Genomic DNA, 20,770 nt, shown 5'->3' with positions numbered 1-20,770 from the left:
CAAGTCCGCAACGCCTTATATGCCAAGGGTTAGCGGGCTGAAATAGGCAGCCGGTGGGGTTGTAAATGAAGTGAAACCGACGTGTACTATCGCCATTTACGGCGCTGAAAAATGACACGGGATTCAGATGGCTGGGCACACCAAGAACTGGAAGGGGTAAATCTTGGTGACACGAGGCTCAATAAGCGTGCCAAAGGGCTTTTGATACGGCTGGCTGAGAATCCGCAAGCCAGCATTCCGCATGCGTGCCTCGGATGGTCTGAGACGCTGGGTGCTTACCGCTTCATGGAGAACCAAGCATTCGAATGGCGAGACATTCTGCAACCTCACTGGCAGCGTACGCAGGAAAGGATCCGAGAACACGAGGTTGTGCTGTGTATCCAAGACACTACCGAGCTTGACTTCAACGGGCAGCAAATCCAAGGCTTGGGTCCTTTGAACTACGAAGCCAGGCGTGGTCTGTACCTGCATCCGACCTACGCGGTCAGTCCGGATCGCGTGGGGTTGGGCGTACTGGATGCGTGGATGTGGGCAAGAGAGCCGAAGGATGCAGACGGAAAACGCGATGGGCTCAAGGAGAGTACGCGCTGGCTCGAGGGATACGAGCGAGTTGCTGAACTCGCCTCGGAGTTGCCAAACACACGTCTGGTGTACTTAGCCGATCGCGAAGCGGATATCAAGGCGTTGATGCAGCTCGCTGATGACCTTGGCACTCCGGCTGACTGGTTGATCCGCTCGACTCATAATCGCAGTCTGGACTGTAATGAGAAGCTTTGGCAGAAGGTTGGAAAGACCGTGCCGGTGGGAGAAATCCAATTCGTTATGGCGGCTCGCGCGGGGCAGAAGGCGCGTACGGTGAAACAGGCGCTGCGCGTGAAGCGAGTGTCGCTGCGTTGCGGGTTGGCAGTGACTTGTGTGATAGCCAAGGAAATTGAGCCGCCAGCAGGCGTGAAGCCGGTCGAGTGGCGGTTGCTGAGCAATCGCGTACCTGAAGGACGAGAAGATATCGTGGAGCTGATCGACTGGTATCGGGCTAGATGGGAAATCGAGATGTTCTTCAATGTGCTGAAGAACGGCTGCTGTGTCGAAGCGTTACAGTTATCGACCGTGGATCGCATTGAGCGGGCATTGGCGCTGTTCATGATCGTGGCATGGCGCATCGCCTATTTAATGCGTATGGGACGAACCTGTCCAGAGCTGGACGCAATGTTGTTCTTTGATTCCGACGATACTCATGGCGCTTACCTACTGATGAACAAGCGTATGCCCAAGGGCCGCCCTAAGCTAAACGAAGTATTGCGCTTAGTTGCGCAACTCGGAGGCTTTCTTGCTCGAAAAGGCGACGGTGAACCAGGCGCAAAAACTATCAGGAAAGGCTTGCAGAAAGTCATGACGGCCGCCGAAACGCTACGCGCGCTCAGGCACGAACAGAGATGTGTATAACGAGGTGGCTCTGGGCTGGTTGAAACAGGTGAAGTTGTAGGTGCTGGAGAGATGAATCGGCGGAACTACACAGCCTTATTGTTCATCATCATTAAGTCCGCTACGAACAGCGATCGTTGCTTGTTTACGCGTCATGGTCATTTTCCTAACTGGCGGCAGGGTATAGGCCATATCGTTATACACATCTTTCTAACGCACTGTTTAATCAATGAGTTACGGGTTTATCTCAGAGTGGCATTTTGAACCTCAAAAAGCCAATGGGATGGCTTGAATGCCTTAATTCACGGGGTTCTGAGCATCCTGTTCAAAAAATGGCCAAAAGATGTGTATAACGATATGGGTATAGGCTCTCAAGAGTAATCCCAAGCTCAACGGACGTCAATACATCTAGACTTCTAAACTTCTTTGCGTATAGATTGAGCATTGACGGAAATCCCGTTAGAATTACCCTCATATCATGACGGTTTTATCTTCCTGACGACTATATTTTTAAGGTATCCCATGGCTGAGTGGAACGGCGAGTATGTCAGCCCTTACGCTGAACACGGTAAAAAGAGCGAGCAAGTTAAAAAGATCACGGTCTCGATTCCGCTTAAAGTGCTGAAAATCCTGACTGATGAGCGCACCCGACGTCAGGTCAATAACCTGCGCCATGCAACCAACAGTGAATTATTGTGCGAAGCGTTTCTGCACGCATTTACCGGCCAGCCACTACCGGATGACCAGGATTTGCGTAAAGAGCGCAGCGATGAAATCCCTGAGGTGGCCAAGGCAATCATGCGTGAGATGGGGATTGACCCGGATACGAGGGAATATTGATCTGTTGATCGGGTGGTATACCGCTCTGGCGATAGAAACAATAAAGGCACCCTCGGGTGCCTTTATTGTTTATGCGCGGACGCTTATTTTTTGCTGCCCGGCACGCTGAAACGCTTGTTGAAGCGCTCAACACGACCACAGGTGTCAACAACACGTTGTTTACCGGTATAGAACGGGTGGCATTCGCCACAAACGTCCAGGTTCAGATCGTGACCCACGGTAGAATGGGTTTTGATAACGTTACCGCAAGAACACGTTGCAGTAATCGCTACATAATTCGGGTGAATACCTTTTTTCATGGCAAACCTCTGTTAAGGCCGTGTCGCTATCCAGCCCTGTTTCGCCAGACACCACACGAAGTTAAGCACTGTAAGCACAGTACTGTACATTGACTCTCTACGATCAGTATACGCTTCGCCATCGCGCCGGTCATTACACCACGCATAGCAAAGTCGTATAAAGGCGGCGAATCATACAGAAATTAGCCAGCCGATGCAATCAGGTAACACATTTTAGTCTGCAACCTGTACACTGGCGGCGCAAGCCCCCATGACGTCCGCGGAGCGGTAACACATCGTACCGTCGGGCTGCGCTGTGCAGGGAAAACAGCAGAGCGCCAGAGTTATCAGCCGGAGAAAGCATGTCCATCGTTCAGGTCGCATTGCCCGTGCCGCTGGCACGCACATTCGATTACCTGCTGCCCGCAGGCATGACGCCATTGCCGGGCGTGCGCGTCAGCGTGCCTTTTGGCAACCGCAAGGCAATTGGTATTGTCGTTGCGTGCAGCGATCGCAGCGAACTTCCGGTAGAACAGCTCAAATCCATTCACGACGTGCTCGATGCGCAGCCTCTTTTCCCTGACAGCCTGTGGCGCATTCTTCTCTGGGCCGGGGGCTACTATCACTATCCTATAGGTGAGGTGCTGTTCCACGCTTTGCCGATTTTGCTGCGACAGGGCAAACCTGCCCATCGCGCTCCGCTCTGGCAATGGTTCGCCACCGAACAAGGTAAAGCCACACCGCTCGCCACGCTGGCGCGAGCCCGCAAACAGCAGCAGGCGCTGGCAGCCCTGATACAAGGTGCGCTGTACCGCCATCAGGTGAATGAATCCGGTCTAACGGAGACCGCATTGCAGGCACTGCGCACCAAAGGGTTGTGCGATCTCAAGGCCATCGACGCGGAGGTGCAAGACTGGCGTCATCAGCCCATCACCCATGATGAACGACTGCGCCTCAATACCGAGCAGGCGACCGCAGTGGGCGCTATTCGCAGCGAAGACAGCCATTTTACCGCCTGGCTACTGGCCGGGATCACTGGCTCCGGAAAAACCGAGGTGTACCTGAGCGCGCTGGAAAACGTGTTATCACAAAGCAAGCAGGCACTGGTGCTGGTGCCCGAGATCGGCTTGACGCCGCAGACCATTGCCCGTTTCCGCGCACGCTTCATCGCGCCAGTGGATGTGCTGCACTCGGGTCTGAACGACAGCGAACGTCTGGCGGTTTGGCTGCGCGCACGCAGCGGAGAATCCGCGATTGTTATCGGCACCCGCTCTGCGCTGTTTACCCCGTTTGCTCGCCTGGGAATGATCATCATCGATGAAGAGCACGACGGCTCATATAAACAGCACGAAGGATGGCGCTATCACGCGCGTGATTTGGCGGTGTTCCGCGCCAGAGAGGAAAATATTCCCATCGTGCTCGGCTCCGCCACGCCGGCGCTGGAAACGCTCTACAACGTGCAGAACGGCAAATACCGTCAGCTCACGCTACACAAGCGTGCGGGCAATGCACAACCTGCGCGCCAGCATATCCTCGATGTCAAAGGATTACCGCTCACCAGCGGCCTGTCACAGCCGCTGATTACCCGCATTCGCCACCATTTGGAACACAACAATCAGGTCATCCTGTTTCTTAATCGCCGGGGTTTTTCGCCGGTGGTGATGTGCCACGAATGCGGTTGGATCGCGGAATGCCAGCGCTGCGAGCACTATTACACCTATCACCAGCAGCAGCGTCAGCTCCGTTGCCACCATTGTGACAGCCAGCGTCCGGTGCCGCAGCAGTGTCCGCACTGCGGTTCAACGCATCTGATGCCAGTTGGTTTGGGCACCGAACAGTTAGAGGAATCGCTGACCTCCCTGTTCACCGATGTGCCAATTACCCGTATCGATCGCGACACCACCAGCCGCAAAGGCATGCTGGAACAGCAACTGGCGCAGGTGCGTCAAGGAGATGCGCGCATTCTTATCGGAACGCAGATGCTGGCAAAAGGACACCATTTCCCGGATGTCACGCTGGTGGCGCTGCTGGATGTCGATAGCTCGCTGTTTTCTGCCGATTTTCGTGCAACAGAACGTTTTGCCCAGCTCTATACGCAGGTTTCCGGACGTGCCGGACGCGCCGGAAAGAGCGGCGAAGTGGTGCTGCAAACCCATCACCCTGACCATCCGTTACTGCAATTGCTGCTACAAAAGGGCTACGATGCCTTCGCCAGTCAGACGCTGAAAGAACGCCAGAGCGTGTTTCTGCCCCCCTACACCAGCCACATTCTGTTCCGCGCCGGCGATCACGATAATCAGCATGCGCCGCTTTTCCTCCAGCAACTGCGCAACCTGTTGGAAAGCAGCCCGCTCAAGGATGACGCGCTCTGGCTGCTCGGCCCGGTTCCCGCATTGCAGCCCAAACGCGCCGGGCGCTTTCGCTGGCAATTGCTGTTGCAGCACCCTTCCCGCGCCACGCTTCAGCGTGTCGTTAAAGCCTCACTGCCGCTTATCCCGCTACTGCCCGAAGCGCGAAAAGTGAAATGGGTGTTGGATGTCGACCCCACTGATAACTGATCGCCGTCGTTAACGCACCACGAAAAAATGCGAACGGTGCCGAAAAAACGACATCCGTCACATCTTTTATGCAATCTGAGCAGCAAAACTTGCGCGCCATCTGTTAAGCGTAGGCAGAGAAACAGTATCCTTAGCAAAATGGGTGGTATAAGCCATATCGTTATACACATCTTTCTAACGCACTGTTTAATCAATGAGTTACGGGTTTATCTCAGAGTGGCATTTTGAACCTCAAAAAGCCAATGGGATGGCTTGAATGCCTTAATTCACGGGGTTCTGAGCATCCTGTTCAAAAAATGGCCAAAAGATGTGTATAACGATATGGGTATAAGCCACCTCGTTATACACATCTCTGTTCATGCCTGAGCGCGCGTAGCGTTTCGGCGGCCGTCATGACTTTCTGCAAGCCTTTCCTGATAGTTTTTGCGCCTGGTTCACCGTCGCCTTTTCGAGCAAGAAAGCCTCCCAGTTGCGCAACTAAGCGCAATACTTCGTTTAGCTTAGGGCGGCCCTTGGGCATACGCTTGTTCATCAGTAGGTAAGCGCCATGAGTCTCGTCGGAATCAAAGAACAACATTGCGTCCAGCTCTGGACAGGTTCGTCCCATACGCATTAAATAGGCGATGCGCCATGCCACGATCATGAACAGCGCCAATGCCCGCTCAATGCGATCCACGGTCGATAATTGTAACGCTTCGACACAGCAGCCGTTCTTCAGCACATTGAAGAACATCTCGATTTCCCATCTAGCCCGATACCAGTCGATCAGCTCCACGATATCTTCTCGTCCTTCAGGTACGCGATTGCTCAGCAACCGCCACTCGACCGGCTTCACGCCTGCTGGCGGCTCAATTTCCTTGGCTATCACACAAGTCACTGCCAACCCGCAACGCAGCGACACTCGCTTCACGCGCAGCGCCTGTTTCACCGTACGCGCCTTCTACCCCGCGCGAGCCGCCATAACGAATTGGATTTCTCCCACCGGCACGGTCTTTCCAACCTTCTGCCAAAGCTTCTCATTACAGTCCAGACTGCGATTATGAGTCGAGCGGATCAACCAGTCAGCCGGAGTGCCAAGGTCATCAGCGAGCTGCATCAACGCCTTGATATCCGCTTCGCGATCGGCTAAGTACACCAGACGTGTGTTTGGCAACTCCGAGGCGAGTTCAGCAACTCGCTCGTATCCCTCGAGCCAGCGCGTACTCTCCTTGAGCCCATCGCGTTTTCCGTCTGCATCCTTCGGCTCTCTTGCCCACATCCACGCATCCAGTACGCCCAACCCCACGCGATCCGGACTGACCGCGTAGGTCGGATGCAGGTACAGACCACGCCTGGCTTCGTAGTTCAAGGGACCCAAGCCTTGGATTTGCTGCCCGTTGAAGTCAAGCTCGGTAGTGTCTTGGATACACAGCACAACCTCGTGTTCTCGGATCCTTTCCTGCGTACGCTGCCAGTGAGGTTGCAGAATGTCTCGCCATTCGAATGCTTGGTTTGTAGTGGCACACTGATACTGGCCACCTGAGCGGAGGTGATATGCTCACCTCATCAACACGACAGGTGACCTCATGGGTAAACATTTTACGGCGGAATTTAAGCTCGAAGCCGCAAAGCTGGTTGTCGACCACGGCTACACATACGTTAAGGCCGCAGAGGCGGTTAATGTCAGCCATTCTGCCATTAGTCGCTGGGTCAATAAGCTTCGCCTTGAACGACAGGGAAAAACGCCAACGGGACTTCCTCTTACCCCTGAACAGCTCGAGCTGCGTGAGATGAAGAAAAAAGTCCAATGCCTTGAAATGGAGAACGAAATCCTAAAAAAGGCTACGGCGCTCTTAATGTCGGACTCACTCAACGGTTCACGGTAGTCGACAGGCTGAGGGCGCGATACCCGGTCACGGCGTTGTGCCAAACTTTTGAGGTACATCGCAGCAGCTACAGGCACTGGCAGGCTTCCGCTAATGAACCCGACGGTGAGCGCGTGGTTAAGTGTAGCCGCGTCATGGAAGCCTGGAACGCCAGCGGCGGCTCTGCCGGCGCTCGAAGTATCGCGACCATCGTCACCGGCAGCTCCGGTGTCAAAATGGGGCGCTGGCTGGCTGGCAAGCTGATGAAGGAGCTGGGTATCGCCAGCTGCCAGCGACCGGCTCACAAATACAAACGCGGCGGCAATGAACTCGTTGAAATACCGAACTATCTCAACCGCCAGTTCGCGGTTACCGCGCCGGATCAGGTCTGGTGCGGCGATGTGACCTACATCTGGACGGGCAAATGCTGGGCTTACCTTGCGGTGGTGCTAGATCTGTTCGCCCGCAAACCGGTGGGCTGGGCCATTTCGACGTCGCCGGACTCGGCGCTGACAGTTAAAGCGTTGCAGATGGCCTGGGAACTCCGGGGACAACCAACAGGAGTCATGTTCCACAGCGACCAGGGCAGCCACTATACCAGCCGTCAATACCGGCAAGCCCTGTGGCGCTGCCGGATAAAGCAGAGTATGAGTCGGCGGGGTAACTGCTGGGATAATGCGCCAATGGAGCGGTTCTTCCGCAGCCTGAAGACAGAATGGGTGCCGACAAAGGGTTACAACAGCTTCAGCGAAGCCCAGGACGCGATTATCCGCTACATCACGGGGTATTACAGCGCTATCCGGCCTCACTGGTATAACGGCGGCTTAACTCATATCGTTATACACATCTTTTGGCCATTTTTTGAACAGGATGCTCAGAACCCCGTGAATTAAGGCATTCAAGCCATCCCATTGGCTTTTTGAGGTTCAAAATGCCACTCTGAGATAAACCCGTAATTCATTGATTAAACAGTGCGTTAGAAAGATGTGTATAACGATATGGGCTTAACTCCAAACGAATCTGAGCGACTGTTCTACATACAGTCTAATGCGGTGGCCAATATTAGTTGACCACTACAGTTCTCCATGAAGCGGTAAGCACCCAGCGTCTCAGACCATCCGAGGCACGCATGCGGAATGCTGGCTTGCGGATTCTCAGCCAGCCGTATCAAAAGCCCTTTGGCACGCTTATTGAGCCTCGTGTCACCAAGATTTACCCCTTCCAGTTCTTGGTGTGCCCAGCCATCTGAATCCCGTGTCATTTTTCAGCGCCGTAAATGGCGATAGTACACGTCGGTTTCACTTCATTTACAACCCCACCGGCTGCCTATTTCAGCCCGCTAACCCTTGGCATATAAGGCGTTGCGGACTTGTGTATAACGAGGTGCCCTCAAGCAGGTCCGGGAGCTACAGCGCCTTCTGGGTAAGAAGACGATGGAAGTTGAGATCCTCAAAGAAGCAGTGGAGTACCGCCAGTCGCGAAAATGGATAGCGCACGCGCCCTTGTTGCCAAAGGACGGGGAATAGCTCTGGTCAGCCGCGCCATGAGCGTGTCGCGTGCGCAGCTGTCACTGCGGGTTAACCGTTCTGCCGACTGGCTGGACAGGCGCAGCAACCGGCGTAATGACGAAGCTGATGCTGAGATATTATCGGACATCCTCCGTATCATCAGCGACATGCCCAGTTACGGTTACCGCCGAGTGTGGGGTATCCTGCGTAAGCAACGTCGTGCAGAGGGACTTCCACCGGTGAACGCCAAACGGCTTTACAGGATAATGAGCGAGCATAACCTGCTGTTGTTGCATGATAAAACTGAACGTCCGAAGCGGGAGCATAAAGGCAAAATCGCGGTAGCAGAGAGCGATATGCGCTGGTGCTCAGATGGCTTCGAGTCATATCGTTATACACATCTTTTGGCCATTTTTTGAACAGGATGCTCAGAACCCCGTGAATTAAGGCATTCAAGCCATCCCATTGGCTTTTTGAGGTTCAAAATGCCACTCTGAGATAAACCCGTAACTCATTGATTAAACAGTGCGTTAGAAAGATGTGTATAACGATATGAGTTTAGCCTGGGCCTGCGTGCTGATTTGTTCGGCACTCAGGTACGTGTTACCAATATCGAGCCGGGGCTGGTTGGCGGCACCGAATTATCATCGGTCAGATTCAAAGGCAATGAGGACAAGGTTTCCAAAACCTACGACAACACTCAGCCGTTAACCGCAGAGGACGTTGCTGAAGCCGTGTTCTGGGTGGCAACGCTGCCTGCACACTTCAATATCAATACTTTGGAGATGATGCCGGTGAGCCCATCCTATGCGGGGTTGAGCGTACATCGAGACGCATAAAACTTATTTCCCTTGTCGATGTAATAGGATGCGCGTGGTGTTATAGAGTTATTGCAGACAAGAATGCTATAATGTTTTGTTGCGATGCTAACACCCGCGTAATCAGCGCGTTTGTGGAAACATCGCGGGTCATCACCCTTTAGTTCGTCAGGATGAAACATGAACCATCAAACCCTCAAATTACTGCGACGTGCACTGTTCCCCCTGTCGCTGGTCGTTTTTGCCGGTGCATGGCAGGCTAATGCTCTCGCAGATACCCGCCACATCATTGTGGAATCAGGCGATAGTGCGCTCTCCAAAGAAGCGGCGCGTCAAAGCAAAGAGCAATGGGATAGCACCCGTTCACTGCGTAACAAAGTGAATAACCGCAGAGAGAAAGAATTCGACAAGTTCGAAAAATTCATTGATTTGCAAGAGAAATGTAATACCAGCAGCAACGTTAATGCCTATTGGGAAGCCAATAGTGACCGCTGCCTGGATCGCCGCACGGGTCGTGCGATAACGCCTTGAGCTTATCTATTGCGTTTATGCCCGGCTTCAACGCCAGGCATTTTGTTCTGACTGAATCACAGACCAGATATCGCGTTCATGTTCACGGCATCACGTTGTTCTGTTTTCTGGTTTTTTTCTGTCTTTATGCTTTCCAATTCTGCTGCTCCTGTTACGGATTCTGTTCTGGTTATGGGCATAAACAAACCCGGTATAAGCCATATCGTTATACACATCTTTCTAACGCACTGTTTAATCAATGAGTTACGGGTTTATCTCAGAGTGGCATTTTGAACCTCAAAAAGCCAATGGGATGGCTTGAATGCCTTAATTCACGGGGTTCTGAGCATCCTGTTCAAAAAATGGCCAAAAGATGTGTATAACGATATGGGTATAAGCCTCTCGGGCAAAAAAATCGGGCGGCGAGCGTGCCGCCGTCCTGTTCGCCAATCGCATACGATGCAAGGAGAACCGCGTTGGACTATAAAAATGACACCACGCCGGCGACGATGAAAGACGTGGCAGAGGTCGCGGGTGTATCGACGGCCACGGTCTCCCGAACGTTAATGAACCCGGAGAAGGTCTCGAGCCAAACGCGTAAGCGGGTTGAACAAGCCGTGCTCACCGTGGGTTACGCGCCGCATGCTCTTGCCCGTCACGTAAAACGCAGCGAGTCACGCACGCTGCTCGCGATTGTGCCAGATATTTGCGATCCCTTTTTTACCGATGTCCTGCGTGGTATCGAAGAAACCGCCGCAAAACAAGGCTATCTGGTACTGATTGGCGATTGCGCTCACCAGCATCACAAAGAAAAGTCCTTCGTGGATTTGATTATCACCAAGCAGATTGATGGCATGTTGCTGCTCGGGGCCAATCTGCCGTTTAATGCCAGCAAAGAGGAGCGGCGCAACATGCCGCCGATGGTGATGGTCAACGAGTTCTCACCCGATCTGGAATTGCCGACGGTGCACATCGATAATCTCACCGCCGCCTTTGATGCCGTTTATTATCTGCACCGGCTCGGACATCGCCGTATTGCCTGTATCGCGGGTCCCGAAAACATGCATTTGAGCGAATACCGCTTGCAAGGGTATATTCAGGCGCTGCGCCGCAGCGGCATTCAAGTGGATAATCAGTATATCTATCGCGGCAGCTTCAGTTATAAAACCGGCGTGAACGGGCTGATGATGCTGATGAAGCACCCGGCACCGCCCAGCGCCATATTTTGCCACAGCGACATGATGGCGATGGGGGTACTCTCTCAAGCGAAAAAAATGAAGCTGGATGTTCCCAAAGACCTGTCGCTGGTGGGTTTTGATGATATCGAACAGGCACAATACTGTTTCCCAGCGCTCACTACCGTCGCCCAACCCCGCTATGAATTGGGGTGTGAATCCATGCATCTGCTATTGGAACAATTGCAGGGCCATCCGGTGCCCAGCGGTTCACGGTTACTCAACAGCAAACTGGTTATTCGTGACAGCACGGCTACACCAAATTACGCTCGTTATCGGGTTTAAGAATTCCGGTGCTGGTCAAAGTTTTTAGGGTTCAGTAACATGCTCCCTAAATCTTTCATTTCATTTGTAGCGAAACGACAGTGGCACAACGAGATTACGTCAGCCGTGGGCGCTCAGGCGCACAACGAAAAAAGACAACCAGTCGAAGAGGTGGCTCTTCGTCGGGCGTCTCTAAGCTCATGATAATGCTGTCTGTTGCCGTTCTGGTGACCTTTGCGGGCGGACTCTATTTTATCGCCAACAACAAGCCTGCTGAGTCGCCCGTGCTACCGCGCAGCGCCACCAACAACGGCAATGGTCTGCCACCGAAGCCGGAAGAGCGCTGGCGTTATATTAAAGAACTGGAGAATCGTCAGTTGGGTGTTCCTGAGCCAACGGCACCCAATTCCGGTGGAGAAATCAAATCACCGGTCCAACTCACGCAAGAACAACGCCAACTGCTAGAACAGATGCAGGCGGATATGCGCCGTGCGCCGACACAGCTGTCAGAAGTGCCTTACAACGATCAAACGCCGGTGCCTCGCTCCCAGGTCACCATCACAGCACCTAAAGCCGTGGTGGTACCGCCGGTAGCAACCACGCCGACGGTGACGCAGCCGCCCGTGAATACACGTGCGCCCGTCACAGCTCCCGCGACACAGCACGCTACACCTAAGCAGGAAACGCCAAAACAGGTGGAAACTGCGAAGCAGCCGGAAACGCCCAAACCAGAAAAAGCACAGCGCTGGATGTTACAGTGTGGTTCGTTTAAAACGCTGGAACCGGCAGAATCAGTGCGCGCACAGTTGGCTTTTGCCGGTATCGAAAGCCGTATCGCCAGCAGTGGCGGCTGGAATCGCATCACTTTAGGGCCGTATAAAGATCGCGCCACCGCCGACAAAATGTTATCGCGCCTGAAAGACGCTGGCGTAGCAAACTGCATTCCTCTCGCTGCCGGGGGTTGAAAACTCCTAAGCGCTCCCCCATCTACAACATTAATATGCCCCACAGCACTGTGGGGTTCTTTTTCCTTATCTAGCGGGGGATCGACGCGTGACAACTATAGTAAGTGTTCGTCGCAACGGCCACGTGGTGATTGGCGGCGACGGCCAAGCCACATTAGGAAACACGGTCATGAAGGGCAACGTGCGCAAAGTACGTCGCCTGTACAACGACAACGTGATCGCGGGCTTTGCGGGCGGCACCGCTGACGCCTTTACGCTGTTCGAGCTGTTTGAACGCAAGCTGGAACTGCATCAAGGCCACCTGGTCAAGGCCGCCGTGGAATTGGCAAAAGACTGGCGCACCGACCGTATGCTACGCCGTCTGGAGGCACTGCTGGCCGTCGCAGACGAAAACGCGTCGCTTATCATCACCGGTAACGGCGATGTAATTCAACCGGAAAACGATTTGATTGCTATCGGTTCTGGCGGCCCGTATGCGCAAGCCGCAGCCAGAGCGCTGCTGGAGAACACCGAGCTCAGCGCGCGCGAGATTGTTGAAAAGTCGCTGGGTATCGCAGGCGATATCTGCATCTACACCAATCAGTTCCACACGATTGAAGAATTAGCCTCCAAGGCGTAAGGAATGACATCATGTCTGAAATGACCCCGCGCGAAATCGTTAGCGAGCTCGACAGCTACATCATCGGTCAGCACAAGGCCAAACGTGCGGTGGCAATCGCATTGCGTAACCGCTGGCGCCGTATGCAGCTTTCCGACGCGTTACGCCATGAAGTGACCCCCAAGAACATTCTGATGATCGGGCCGACCGGCGTCGGTAAAACTGAGATTGCCCGTCGTCTGGCCAAACTGGCCAACGCCCCGTTTATCAAAGTGGAAGCCACTAAATTCACTGAAGTTGGCTATGTTGGTAAAGAAGTGGACTCCATCATTCGCGATCTGACGGATGCGGCCATCAAAATGATGCGCCAGCAATCGCTGGAAAAAAACCGCTTCCGCGCTGAAGAGATGGCCGAAGAACGCATTCTGGATGCGCTGATTCCCCCGGCAAAAAATAACTGGGGTCAGCCGGAAGAGCCGCAAGAACCATCTGCGGCGCGTCAGGCCTTCCGCAAAAAATTGCGTGAAGGACAGTTAGATGACAAAGAAATTGAAATCAATCTGGCAGCTACCCCGATGGGCGTTGAAATCATGGCCCCTCCCGGCATGGAAGAGATGACCAATCAGTTGCAGTCCATGTTCCAGAATCTGGCGGGTCAAAAGCAGAAAGCGCACAAGATGAAAATCAAAGATGCCTTCAAGCTGCTGGTTGAAGAAGAAGCCGCCAAACTGGTAAACCCAGAAGAGCTGAAACAGCAGGCTATCGAGTCCGTTGAGCAACACGGTATCGTGTTTATCGATGAGATCGATAAAATCTGCAAACTCGGGGAAACCTCCGGCCCGGAGGTCTCTCGTGAAGGGGTACAGCGCGATCTGCTGCCGCTGGTGGAAGGCTGTACGGTCTCCACCAAACACGGCATGGTGAAAACCGATCACATCCTGTTTATCGCCTCCGGTGCGTTCAAGGTCTCCAGCCCGTCGGATCTGATCCCCGAGCTGCAAGGGCGTTTACCTATCCGCGTTGAGCTGCAAGCGCTGACCACGGAAGATTTCGAACGCATCCTGACGGAGCCAAGCGCATCACTGACGGAACAGTACAAAGCGTTGCTGGCGACGGAAGGCGTGGATATCGTCTTCACGACGGACGGCATTCGCCGGATTGCCGAAGCAGCCTGGCAGGTCAACGAGCGCACCGAAAACATCGGCGCACGTCGTCTGCACACTGTTTTGGAGCGTTTGATCGAAGAAATCTCTTACGATGCCAGCGAAATGAGCGGCCAAACTGTTACCGTGGACGCAGAATACGTGCGTAGTCATCTTGACGAGCTCGTAGCAGATGAAGATCTGAGCCGTTTTATCTTATAATCACTACAATTCGGATTGTCCTGTTGCGCAAACGCTCTGTTTGGCAAGTGATGGGAGGCTGATGCACCCCATTTGCGTTTATGGCCAGCGCTCATGGACTGGACTTCTCATTAACACATGCATGCGACAGACATTGCATTGAAAAAACGAAACGTATCATGATCTTATCAACGCAAAGCAGCAAAACCAAAGCTTGGCTGGACAGCTTGCGTCCGAAAACGCTTCCATTGGCGTTTGCGTCTATTGTGACGGGCTCCGCCATCGCTAGTTGTCACAACAATTTTAAACCCATATCGTTATACACATCGTTCTAACGCACTGTTTAATCAATGAGTTACGGGTTTATCTCAGAGTGGCATTTTGAACCTCAAAAAGCCAATGGGATGGCTTGAATGCCTTAATTCACGGGGTTCTGAGCATCCTGTTCAAAAAATGGCCAAAAGATGTGTATAACGATATGTTTTAAACCGGGTATCGCTCTGCTGGCGCTACTGACCGCCGGACTGCTGCAAATCCTCTCCAATCTGGCGAACGATTACGGTGATGCGGTAAAAGGCAGTGATACCGAAACCCGTATCGGGCCTTTGCGCGGCATCCAAACTGGCGTTATCTCGCTGTCGCAGTTGCGCATGGCGCTGATCGTCACCGTGGTGCTAACCATCGTGTCCGGGCTGTCGCTGGTCATCATGGCGTGCGAAAAACCGTCGGATATCATCGGCTTTCTGATCCTCGGGGTGCTGGCGATGGTCGCCGCCATTACCTATACCGTGGGCAACAAACCCTACGGTTATATGGGACTGGGGGACATATCCGTCATGATTTTCTTTGGCTGGCTCAGCGTCGCAGGCTCCTATTACCTGCAAACCGGCCATTTTGACAGCATCGTTATGCTGCCCGCCACCGCCTGTGGTCTGCTCGCTACTGCGGTGCTGAACATCAACAATTTACGCGATATCGACAACGATCGTCTCAGCGGTAAAAACACGCTGGCCGTTCGCCTCGGAGCGCAGCGTGCCCGGTGCTACCATTCCCTGCTGTTGCTGACCGCGCCGCTGTGCCTGGCCCTGTTTGCCATGTTTTATCTGCACACGCTGGCTGGCTGTTTATCCTGACCCTGCCGCTACTGCTCAAGCAGGCAGCCTATGTGCGCCGTGAAATCAGTCCGTTCAGCATGCGCCCCATGTTGGAAAAAACCGTCAAGGGCGCGCTGTTGACCAATTTGCTGTTTGCTGTGGGTGTGACGCTCAGCTAAGCGGCGAATATTTACTGATACGCATCAAGTTAACATTTGATGATTTTGCCAACACTTGCCTTTAAGGGATATACTCAGGATCCCGGCGGCAAACTGACGTAAATCCGATGAAATACGATACTTCCGAGCTGTGCGATATCTATCACGAAGAGGTGAACGTTGTTGAACCTCTGTTTTCCAACTTTGGAGGACGCACTTCCTTTGGTGGCAAAATCACCACGGTGAAATGCTTTGAGGATAACGGCATCCTCTACGATGTGCTGGAAGAGAGCGGCGTAGGTCGTGTACTTCTGGTGGATGGCGGCGGTTCTGTGCGTCGTGCGTTAATCGATGCTGAACTGGCCCGTCTGGCGACACAAAACGCCTGGGAAGGCATCGTGGTTTACGGTGCGGTGCGCCAGGTGGACGATCTGGAAGAGTTGGATATCGGCATTCAGGCCATGGCCGCTATTCCGGTGGGTGCCGCCAGCGAAGGAGTTGGCGAAAGCGATATTCGTGTCAATTTCGGCGGTGTGACCTTTTTCTCCGGCGATCATCTGTATGCCGACAATACCGGCATTATCCTGTCGGAAGATCCACTGGATATCGAATAGTTCGGCAGTAATATATTGATAAAAAAGGGCGCACTGTGCCCTTTTTTGACTTTTGCATTTCTCGCTTAGACTTCTTCCATCTTGCCCAACAGCGCGCGTAGGCGTTCCTGCCAGACAACCTGTTCTTCTTTCAAGTGTTCGTTTTCACGCACCAGCGTTTCACGGGACTCAGCGGCCTGCTGCACTTCCTGGCTCAACTGACCGTTCTTTTCCTTCAACTCTTCGATTTCCATTTTCAATAATGTAATGGTATCAATCGCTTGCTGAACTTTGGCTTCCAGTTTCTCAAACACTTCAAATGACATTCTTCAACCCCTTTAATCGCAAGGCACCAATGAGGCGTACTATCTCCCCTTCCCATGCCAATCCCGCTTCACATACGCTCGCTATCACGCTTGCGTTGAGGATGGCACTCCACCAGCACGTCTCTTTCGTTCAGTGTATAGGTAAATTGTATGGGGCTGTCAGGGCGCTGTCTAGCAGCCATCCACTCTGATGGGAGTCTTGATCGTTTTTTTAAGCGCAACAATCAGTGCAAACTGAAATTACGTGCTTGCTTGCGTAATAATTTGCACGCTACCCTTCTGCCCACTCGCGCTCATGTTAACAACGTTAACGCCGTCATTAACATGAAACGGGCGTAAGTAACCGTACAGCAGCGCTTTGATAGGCGAATACGCTCATTTTTATGACTAACAACACACATTTTGATTTCGATATTTCTCGTTTTCGAACATTAACGATAAATTCACATCGTCCACACATTTATACAGGGTCGCTCTATGTCAGCGGCCTGAACATTACTCTGTAGCCCCGTAAACAGGAAACCATTATGAGTCAATCGAGAGTGCCAACCTTAAAAGGCCAATATATCGCCGAGTTTCTCGGCACCGGTCTGCTAATCATCTTTGGAGTGGGTTGCGTGGCAGCATTAAAACTTGCCGGTGCCAGCTTCGGTCAATGGGAAATCAGCGCCGTCTGGGGTTTAGGCGTCGCCATGGCGGTCTACCTGACTGCTGCTATTTCCGGTGCCCACCTTAACCCATATCGTTATACACATCTCTGTTCGTGCCTGAGCGCGCGTAGCGTTTCGGCGGCCGTCATGACTTTCTGCAAGCCTTTCCTGATAGTTTTTGCGCCTGGTTCACCGTCGCCTTTTCGAGCAAGAAAGCCTCCCAGTTGCGCAACTAAGCGCAATACTTCGTTTAGCTTAGGGCGGCCCTTGGGCATACGCTTGTTCATCAGTAGGTAAGCTCCATGAGTATCGTCGGAATCAAAGAACAACATTGCGTCCAGCTCTGGACAGGTTCGTCCCATACGCATTAAATAGGCGATGCGCCATGCCACGATCATGAACAGCGCCAATGCCCGCTCAATGCGATCCACGGTCGATAACTGTAACGCTTCGACACAGCAGCCGTTCTTCAGCACATTGAAGAACATCTCGATTTCCCATCTAGCCCGATACCAGTCGATCAGCTCCACGATATCTTCTCGTCCTTCAGGTACGCGATTGCTCAGCAACCGCCACTCGACCGGCTTCACGCCTGCTGGCGGCTCAATTTCCTTGGCTATCACACAAGTCACTGCCAACCCGCAACGCAGCGACACTCGCTTCACGCGCAGCGCCTGTTTCACCGTACGCGCCTTCTGCCCCGCGCGAGCCGCCATAACGAATTGGATTTCTCCCACCGGCACGGTCTTTCCAACCTTCTGCCAAAGCTTCTCATTACAGTCCAGACTGCGATTATGAGTCGAGCGGATCAACCAGTCAGCCGGAGTGCCAAGGTCATCAGCGAGCTGCATCAACGCCTTGATATCCGCTTCGCGATCGGCTAAGTACACCAGACGTGTGTTTGGCAACTCCGAGGCGAGTTCAGCAACTCGCTCGTATCCCTCGAGCCAGCGCGTACTCTCCTTGAGCCCATCGCGTTTTCCGTCTGCATCCTTCGGCTCTCTTGCCCACATCCACGCATCCAGTACGCCCAACCCCACGCGATCCGGACTGACCGCGTAGGTCGGATGCAGGTACAGACCACGCCTGGCTTCGTAGTTCAAAGGACCCAAGCCTTGGATTTGCTGCCCGTTGAAGTCAAGCTCGGTAGTGTCTTGGATACACAGCACAACCTCGTGTTCTCGGATCCTTTCCTGCGTACGCTGCCAGTGAGGTTGCAGAATGTCTCGCCATTCGAATGCTTGGTTCTCCATGAAGCGGTAAGCACCCAGCGTCTCAGACCATCCGAGGCACGCATGCGGAATGCTGGCTTGCGGATTCTCAGCCAGCCGTATCAAAAGCCCTTTGGCACGCTTATTGAGCCTCGTGTCACCAAGATTTACCCCTTCCAGTTCTTGGTGTGCCCAGCCATCTGAATCCCGTGTCATTTTTCAGCGCCGTAAATGGCGATAGTACACGTCGGTTTCACTTCATTTACAACCCCACCGGCTGCCTATTTCAGCCCGCTAACCCTTGGCATATAAGGCGTTGCGGACTTGTGTATAACGAGGTGACCTTAACCCGGCAGTTACCATCGCCCTGTGGCTGTTTGCCTGCTTCGACGCGCGCAAGGTGATTCCTTACATCATTGCGCAGGTAGCAGGTGCCTTCTGCGCCGCCGCGTTGGTATACGGTCTTTATCACAATTTGTTCGCAGATTTTGAACAGACTCACAACATCGTGCGCGGTAGTGTGGAAAGTTTAAATCTGGCGGGCACGTTCTCGACATATCCGCACCCGCAGATTTCCGTATTCCAGGCCTTTGTGGTGGAAATGGTCATCACCGCCGTACTGATGTGTTTGATTCTGGCGCTCACCGACGATGGCAACGGCGTGCCACGCGGTCCGTTAGCGCCGCTGCTGAATCGGTATCTTGATCGCAGTAATTGGTGCCTCCATGGGTCCGTTGACTGGGTTTGCGTTAAACCCCGCACGTGACTTCGGTCCTAAGCTGTTTGCCTATCTGGCAGGCTGGGGACAAGTGGCCTTCACCGGCGCGCGTGATATTCCGTATTTCCTCGTGCCGATTTTCGGACCAATCATTGGGGCATCCCTGGGCGCTTTCGGCTACCGCGCCCTGATTGGCCGTAATTTGCCTTGCGATGTCTGCGAAGTAGAAGACAAAGAAACGCAGCGCACTGAAGCACGCTAAGCGACTCCCACGGCATACGCTTTTTTACCCGCTACACAACAGGATTAGAACCTATGACATCGGAAAAAAAATACATTGTCGCGCTGGATCAGGGTACTACCAGCTCCCGCGCCGTCATACTCGATCATGATGCCAACATCATCGCCATCTCCCAGCGCGAATTCACCCAGATTTACCCCAAAGCAGGCTGGGTTGAACACGACCCAATGGAAATCTGGGCAACGCAAAGCGCCACGCTGGTTGAAGTGCTGGCCAAAGCCGATATCAGCTCTGATGAAGTCGCCGGTATCGGTATCACCAACCAGCGTGAAACCACGGTGGTGTGGGAAAAAGAGACGGGCAAACCGGTTTACAACGCTATCGTATGGCAGTGCCGCCGTACCGCTGATATTTGTGAAACCCTGAAAAAACAAGGCCTGGAAGATTATATCCGTACCAACACCGGTCTGGTGGTTGACCCTTACTTCTCCGGCACAAAGGTGAAGTGGATTCTGGACAACGTGGAAGGGGCTCGCGAGCGCGCCAAACGTGGCGAACTGCTGTTCGGCACGATTGATACCTGGCTGATTTGGAAAATGACACAAGGCCGCGTACACGTCACCGATTACACCAACGCCTCGCGTACCATGCTGTTCAACATCAAGACGCTGGACTGGGACGACCGCATGCTGGAAGCGCTGGATATTCCACGCGTTATGCTGCCGCAAGTGCGTCCTTCTTCCGAAGTCTACGGTCAAACCAACATCAGCGGTAAAGGCGGCACGCGTATTCCTATCGCCTGTATCGCAGGCGACCAGCAAGCAGCGCTTTACGGCCAACTTTGCGTTCAGCCGGGTATGGCGAAAAACACCTACGGTACTGGTTGCTTCCTGCTGATGAACACCGGTAAAGAGCCGGTAAAATCCCAGCATGGCCTGCTGACCACCATCGCCTGTGGCCCGCGTGGCGAAGTGAACTACGCGCTGGAAGGTTCCGTGTTCATGGGTGGAGCCTCTATTCAATGGCTGCGTGATGAGCTGAAACTGATCGGTGAATCCATGGACTCCGAATACTTCGCCACCAAGGTGAAAGATTCCAACGGCGTCTACGTGGTTCCTGCCTTTACCGGGCTGGGCGCACCGTATTGGGACCAGTATGCCCGTGGTGCCATCTTCGGCCTGACGCGCGGCGTGAACTCCAACCACATCATCCGCGCTACGCTGGAATCCATTGCGTATCAAACGCGTGACGTACTGGATGCCATGCAGGCGGATTCAGGCACACGTCTGCAATCACTGCGCGTTGACGGCGGTGCGGTTGCCAACAACTTCCTGATGCAGTTCCAGTCAGATATCCTCGGCACCCGCGTAGAACGCCCTGAAGTGCGCGAATCTAGCGCACTGGGTGCTGCGTTCCTGGCAGGTCTGGCTACCGGGTTCTGGAATGATTTGGATGAAGTGAAGAGCAAGGCAACGATTGAACGTGAATTCCGCCCCAGCATTGAAACCGTGGAGCGTAACTATCGTTACAGCGGCTGGAAGAAAGCCGTGGCACGAGCTCAAGCGTGGGAAGATCACGAATAATTCCCGTAGGGAA

At 53.5% G+C, this 20,770-nt stretch carries 15 protein-coding genes and 7 pseudogenes; 16 read left to right on the top strand and 6 right to left on the bottom strand.

The genetic code is table 11. The features are described from left to right. The first annotated feature begins 111 nt into the window (after positions 1 to 111). Entirely contained in the window at positions 112 to 1,443 is a 1,332-nt protein-coding gene (locus tag ACWWJF_RS04675; protein ID WP_455868786.1) for an IS4 family transposase, read from the top strand. A 6-nt stretch (positions 1,444 to 1,449) separates the two neighbouring features. Here ACWWJF_RS04675 and ACWWJF_RS04670 read toward each other — a convergent pair. Then, positions 1,450 to 1,578, bottom strand: a pseudogene (locus ACWWJF_RS04670) (O-succinylhomoserine (thiol)-lyase); the annotation flags it as partial. Positions 1,579 to 1,944: 366 nt separating this feature from the next. Here ACWWJF_RS04670 and metJ point away from each other — a divergent pair. After that, the gene (metJ, locus tag ACWWJF_RS04665) at positions 1,945 to 2,262 is read left to right on the top strand and encodes a met regulon transcriptional regulator MetJ (protein ID WP_455868795.1); all 318 of its coding nucleotides are present in this window, start codon (positions 1,945 to 1,947) and stop codon (positions 2,260 to 2,262) included. A gap of 83 nt (positions 2,263 to 2,345) precedes the next feature. Here metJ and rpmE read toward each other — a convergent pair whose 3' ends face one another. After that, positions 2,346 to 2,561 carry a 50S ribosomal protein L31 gene (rpmE, locus tag ACWWJF_RS04660; protein WP_455868794.1) on the bottom strand — a complete coding sequence of 72 codons (216 nt, stop codon included), beginning with the start codon at positions 2,559 to 2,561 and terminating at the stop codon, positions 2,346 to 2,348. Between the two features lie 341 nt (positions 2,562 to 2,902). Between rpmE and priA the strand changes: the two genes are divergently transcribed. Continuing rightward, on the top strand, positions 2,903 to 5,098 hold the full coding sequence (gene priA / locus ACWWJF_RS04655) for a primosomal protein N' (RefSeq protein ID WP_455868793.1): 2,196 nt from the start codon (positions 2,903 to 2,905) through the stop codon (positions 5,096 to 5,098). Positions 5,099 to 5,438: 340 nt separating this feature from the next. Here the strand turns inward: priA and ACWWJF_RS04650 are convergent. Next, positions 5,439 to 6,590, bottom strand: a pseudogene (locus ACWWJF_RS04650) (IS4 family transposase); the annotation flags it as partial. Between the two features lie 73 nt (positions 6,591 to 6,663). On the opposite strand from ACWWJF_RS04650, the gene ACWWJF_RS04645 reads away from it, so the two are divergent. After that, positions 6,664 to 7,835 (top strand): IS3 family transposase gene (locus ACWWJF_RS04645; protein WP_455868792.1). Its coding sequence is split into 2 segments (ribosomal slippage): positions 6,664 to 6,910 and positions 6,910 to 7,835, totalling 1,173 coding nucleotides; the frame shifts between segments, so codons are not numbered across the junction. A gap of 140 nt (positions 7,836 to 7,975) precedes the next feature. On the opposite strand, the gene ACWWJF_RS04640 is transcribed toward ACWWJF_RS04645, so the two are convergent. After that, entirely contained in the window at positions 7,976 to 8,203 is a 228-nt protein-coding gene (locus ACWWJF_RS04640) for an IS4/Tn5 family transposase DNA-binding protein (RefSeq protein WP_455868791.1), read from the bottom strand. A gap of 124 nt (positions 8,204 to 8,327) precedes the next feature. On the opposite strand from ACWWJF_RS04640, the pseudogene ACWWJF_RS04635 reads away from it, so the two are divergent. The 9 genes and pseudogenes from ACWWJF_RS04635 to rraA all read left to right on the top strand — a co-directional run. Next, a pseudogene (locus tag ACWWJF_RS04635) lies at positions 8,328 to 8,833 on the top strand (IS3 family transposase); the annotation flags it as partial. A 171-nt stretch (positions 8,834 to 9,004) separates the two neighbouring features. Beyond that, positions 9,005 to 9,289 (top strand): annotated as a pseudogene (locus tag ACWWJF_RS04630) (NADP-dependent 3-hydroxy acid dehydrogenase); the annotation flags it as partial. 159 nt (positions 9,290 to 9,448) lie between these two features. Continuing rightward, on the top strand, positions 9,449 to 9,799 hold the full coding sequence (locus ACWWJF_RS04625) for a DUF1283 family protein (RefSeq protein ID WP_455868790.1): 351 nt from the start codon (positions 9,449 to 9,451) through the stop codon (positions 9,797 to 9,799). A 488-nt stretch (positions 9,800 to 10,287) separates the two neighbouring features. After that, positions 10,288 to 11,298, top strand: coding sequence for a DNA-binding transcriptional regulator CytR (gene cytR, locus ACWWJF_RS04620; protein ID WP_455870929.1), 1,011 nt, complete (start codon positions 10,288 to 10,290; stop codon positions 11,296 to 11,298). An 80-nt stretch (positions 11,299 to 11,378) separates the two neighbouring features. Continuing rightward, the gene (ftsN, locus tag ACWWJF_RS04615; protein ID WP_455868789.1) at positions 11,379 to 12,242 is read left to right on the top strand and encodes a cell division protein FtsN; all 864 of its coding nucleotides are present in this window, start codon (positions 11,379 to 11,381) and stop codon (positions 12,240 to 12,242) included. Positions 12,243 to 12,330: 88 nt separating this feature from the next. Then, complete coding sequence (gene hslV / locus ACWWJF_RS04610) at positions 12,331 to 12,861, top strand: ATP-dependent protease subunit HslV (protein ID WP_195313083.1); 531 nt, start codon at positions 12,331 to 12,333, stop codon at positions 12,859 to 12,861. An 11-nt stretch (positions 12,862 to 12,872) separates the two neighbouring features. Further along, entirely contained in the window at positions 12,873 to 14,204 is a 1,332-nt protein-coding gene (gene hslU, locus ACWWJF_RS04605) for an HslU--HslV peptidase ATPase subunit (RefSeq protein ID WP_455868788.1), read from the top strand. Positions 14,205 to 14,665: 461 nt separating this feature from the next. Continuing rightward, positions 14,666 to 15,456, top strand: a pseudogene (locus ACWWJF_RS04600) (1,4-dihydroxy-2-naphthoate polyprenyltransferase); the annotation flags it as partial. Between the two features lie 107 nt (positions 15,457 to 15,563). Next, positions 15,564 to 16,049: a ribonuclease E activity regulator RraA gene (gene rraA / locus ACWWJF_RS04595; RefSeq protein ID WP_291970419.1), complete on the top strand. Its 486-nt coding sequence runs from the start codon at positions 15,564 to 15,566 to the stop codon at positions 16,047 to 16,049. A 65-nt stretch (positions 16,050 to 16,114) separates the two neighbouring features. Here rraA and zapB read toward each other — a convergent pair whose 3' ends face one another. After that, positions 16,115 to 16,354, bottom strand: a complete 240-nt coding sequence (gene zapB, locus ACWWJF_RS04590; RefSeq protein WP_455868787.1) for a septal ring assembly protein ZapB — start codon at positions 16,352 to 16,354, stop codon at positions 16,115 to 16,117. A 527-nt stretch (positions 16,355 to 16,881) separates the two neighbouring features. Between zapB and ACWWJF_RS04585 the strand changes: the two are divergent. After that, positions 16,882 to 17,094 (top strand): annotated as a pseudogene (locus ACWWJF_RS04585) (aquaporin); the annotation flags it as partial. A gap of 5 nt (positions 17,095 to 17,099) precedes the next feature. On the opposite strand, the gene ACWWJF_RS04580 reads toward ACWWJF_RS04585, so the two are convergent. Then, positions 17,100 to 18,431: an IS4 family transposase gene (locus ACWWJF_RS04580; protein WP_455868786.1), complete on the bottom strand. Its 1,332-nt coding sequence runs from the start codon at positions 18,429 to 18,431 to the stop codon at positions 17,100 to 17,102. 127 nt (positions 18,432 to 18,558) lie between these two features. Between ACWWJF_RS04580 and ACWWJF_RS04575 the strand changes: the two are divergent. Together ACWWJF_RS04575 and glpK are read left to right on the top strand one after the other, a co-directional pair. Then, positions 18,559 to 19,195, top strand: a pseudogene (locus ACWWJF_RS04575) (MIP/aquaporin family protein); the annotation flags it as partial. A 53-nt stretch (positions 19,196 to 19,248) separates the two neighbouring features. Beyond that, complete coding sequence (glpK, locus tag ACWWJF_RS04570) at positions 19,249 to 20,757, top strand: glycerol kinase GlpK (RefSeq protein ID WP_455868785.1); 1,509 nt, start codon at positions 19,249 to 19,251, stop codon at positions 20,755 to 20,757. The last annotated feature ends 13 nt before the right edge of the window (positions 20,758 to 20,770 follow it).

Source organism: Symbiopectobacterium sp. Eva_TO (assembly GCF_053848865.1).
The sequence above is the reverse complement of the archived record's forward strand: the minus strand, read 5'-3'. Positions and strand labels throughout refer to the sequence as shown.

Excerpts from the sequence above, each read along its gene's own strand:
- ACWWJF_RS04675 (WP_455868786.1), top strand. The coding sequence starts at position 112 with ATGACACGGGATTCAGATGGCTGGGCACACCAAGAACTGGAAGGGGTA.
- metJ (WP_455868795.1), top strand. The coding sequence starts at position 1,945 with ATGGCTGAGTGGAACGGCGAGTATGTCAGCCCTTACGCTGAACACGGT.
- rpmE (WP_455868794.1), bottom strand. The coding sequence starts at position 2,561 with ATGAAAAAAGGTATTCACCCGAATTATGTAGCGATTACTGCAACGTGT.
- priA (WP_455868793.1), top strand. The coding sequence starts at position 2,903 with ATGTCCATCGTTCAGGTCGCATTGCCCGTGCCGCTGGCACGCACATTC.
- ACWWJF_RS04640 (WP_455868791.1), bottom strand. The coding sequence starts at position 8,203 with ATGACACGGGATTCAGATGGCTGGGCACACCAAGAACTGGAAGGGGTA.
- ACWWJF_RS04625 (WP_455868790.1), top strand. The coding sequence starts at position 9,449 with ATGAACCATCAAACCCTCAAATTACTGCGACGTGCACTGTTCCCCCTG.
- cytR (WP_455870929.1), top strand. The coding sequence starts at position 10,288 with ATGAAAGACGTGGCAGAGGTCGCGGGTGTATCGACGGCCACGGTCTCC.
- hslU (WP_455868788.1), top strand. The coding sequence starts at position 12,873 with ATGTCTGAAATGACCCCGCGCGAAATCGTTAGCGAGCTCGACAGCTAC.
- rraA (WP_291970419.1), top strand. The coding sequence starts at position 15,564 with ATGAAATACGATACTTCCGAGCTGTGCGATATCTATCACGAAGAGGTG.
- zapB (WP_455868787.1), bottom strand. The coding sequence starts at position 16,354 with ATGTCATTTGAAGTGTTTGAGAAACTGGAAGCCAAAGTTCAGCAAGCG.
- ACWWJF_RS04580 (WP_455868786.1), bottom strand. The coding sequence starts at position 18,431 with ATGACACGGGATTCAGATGGCTGGGCACACCAAGAACTGGAAGGGGTA.
- glpK (WP_455868785.1), top strand. The coding sequence starts at position 19,249 with ATGACATCGGAAAAAAAATACATTGTCGCGCTGGATCAGGGTACTACC.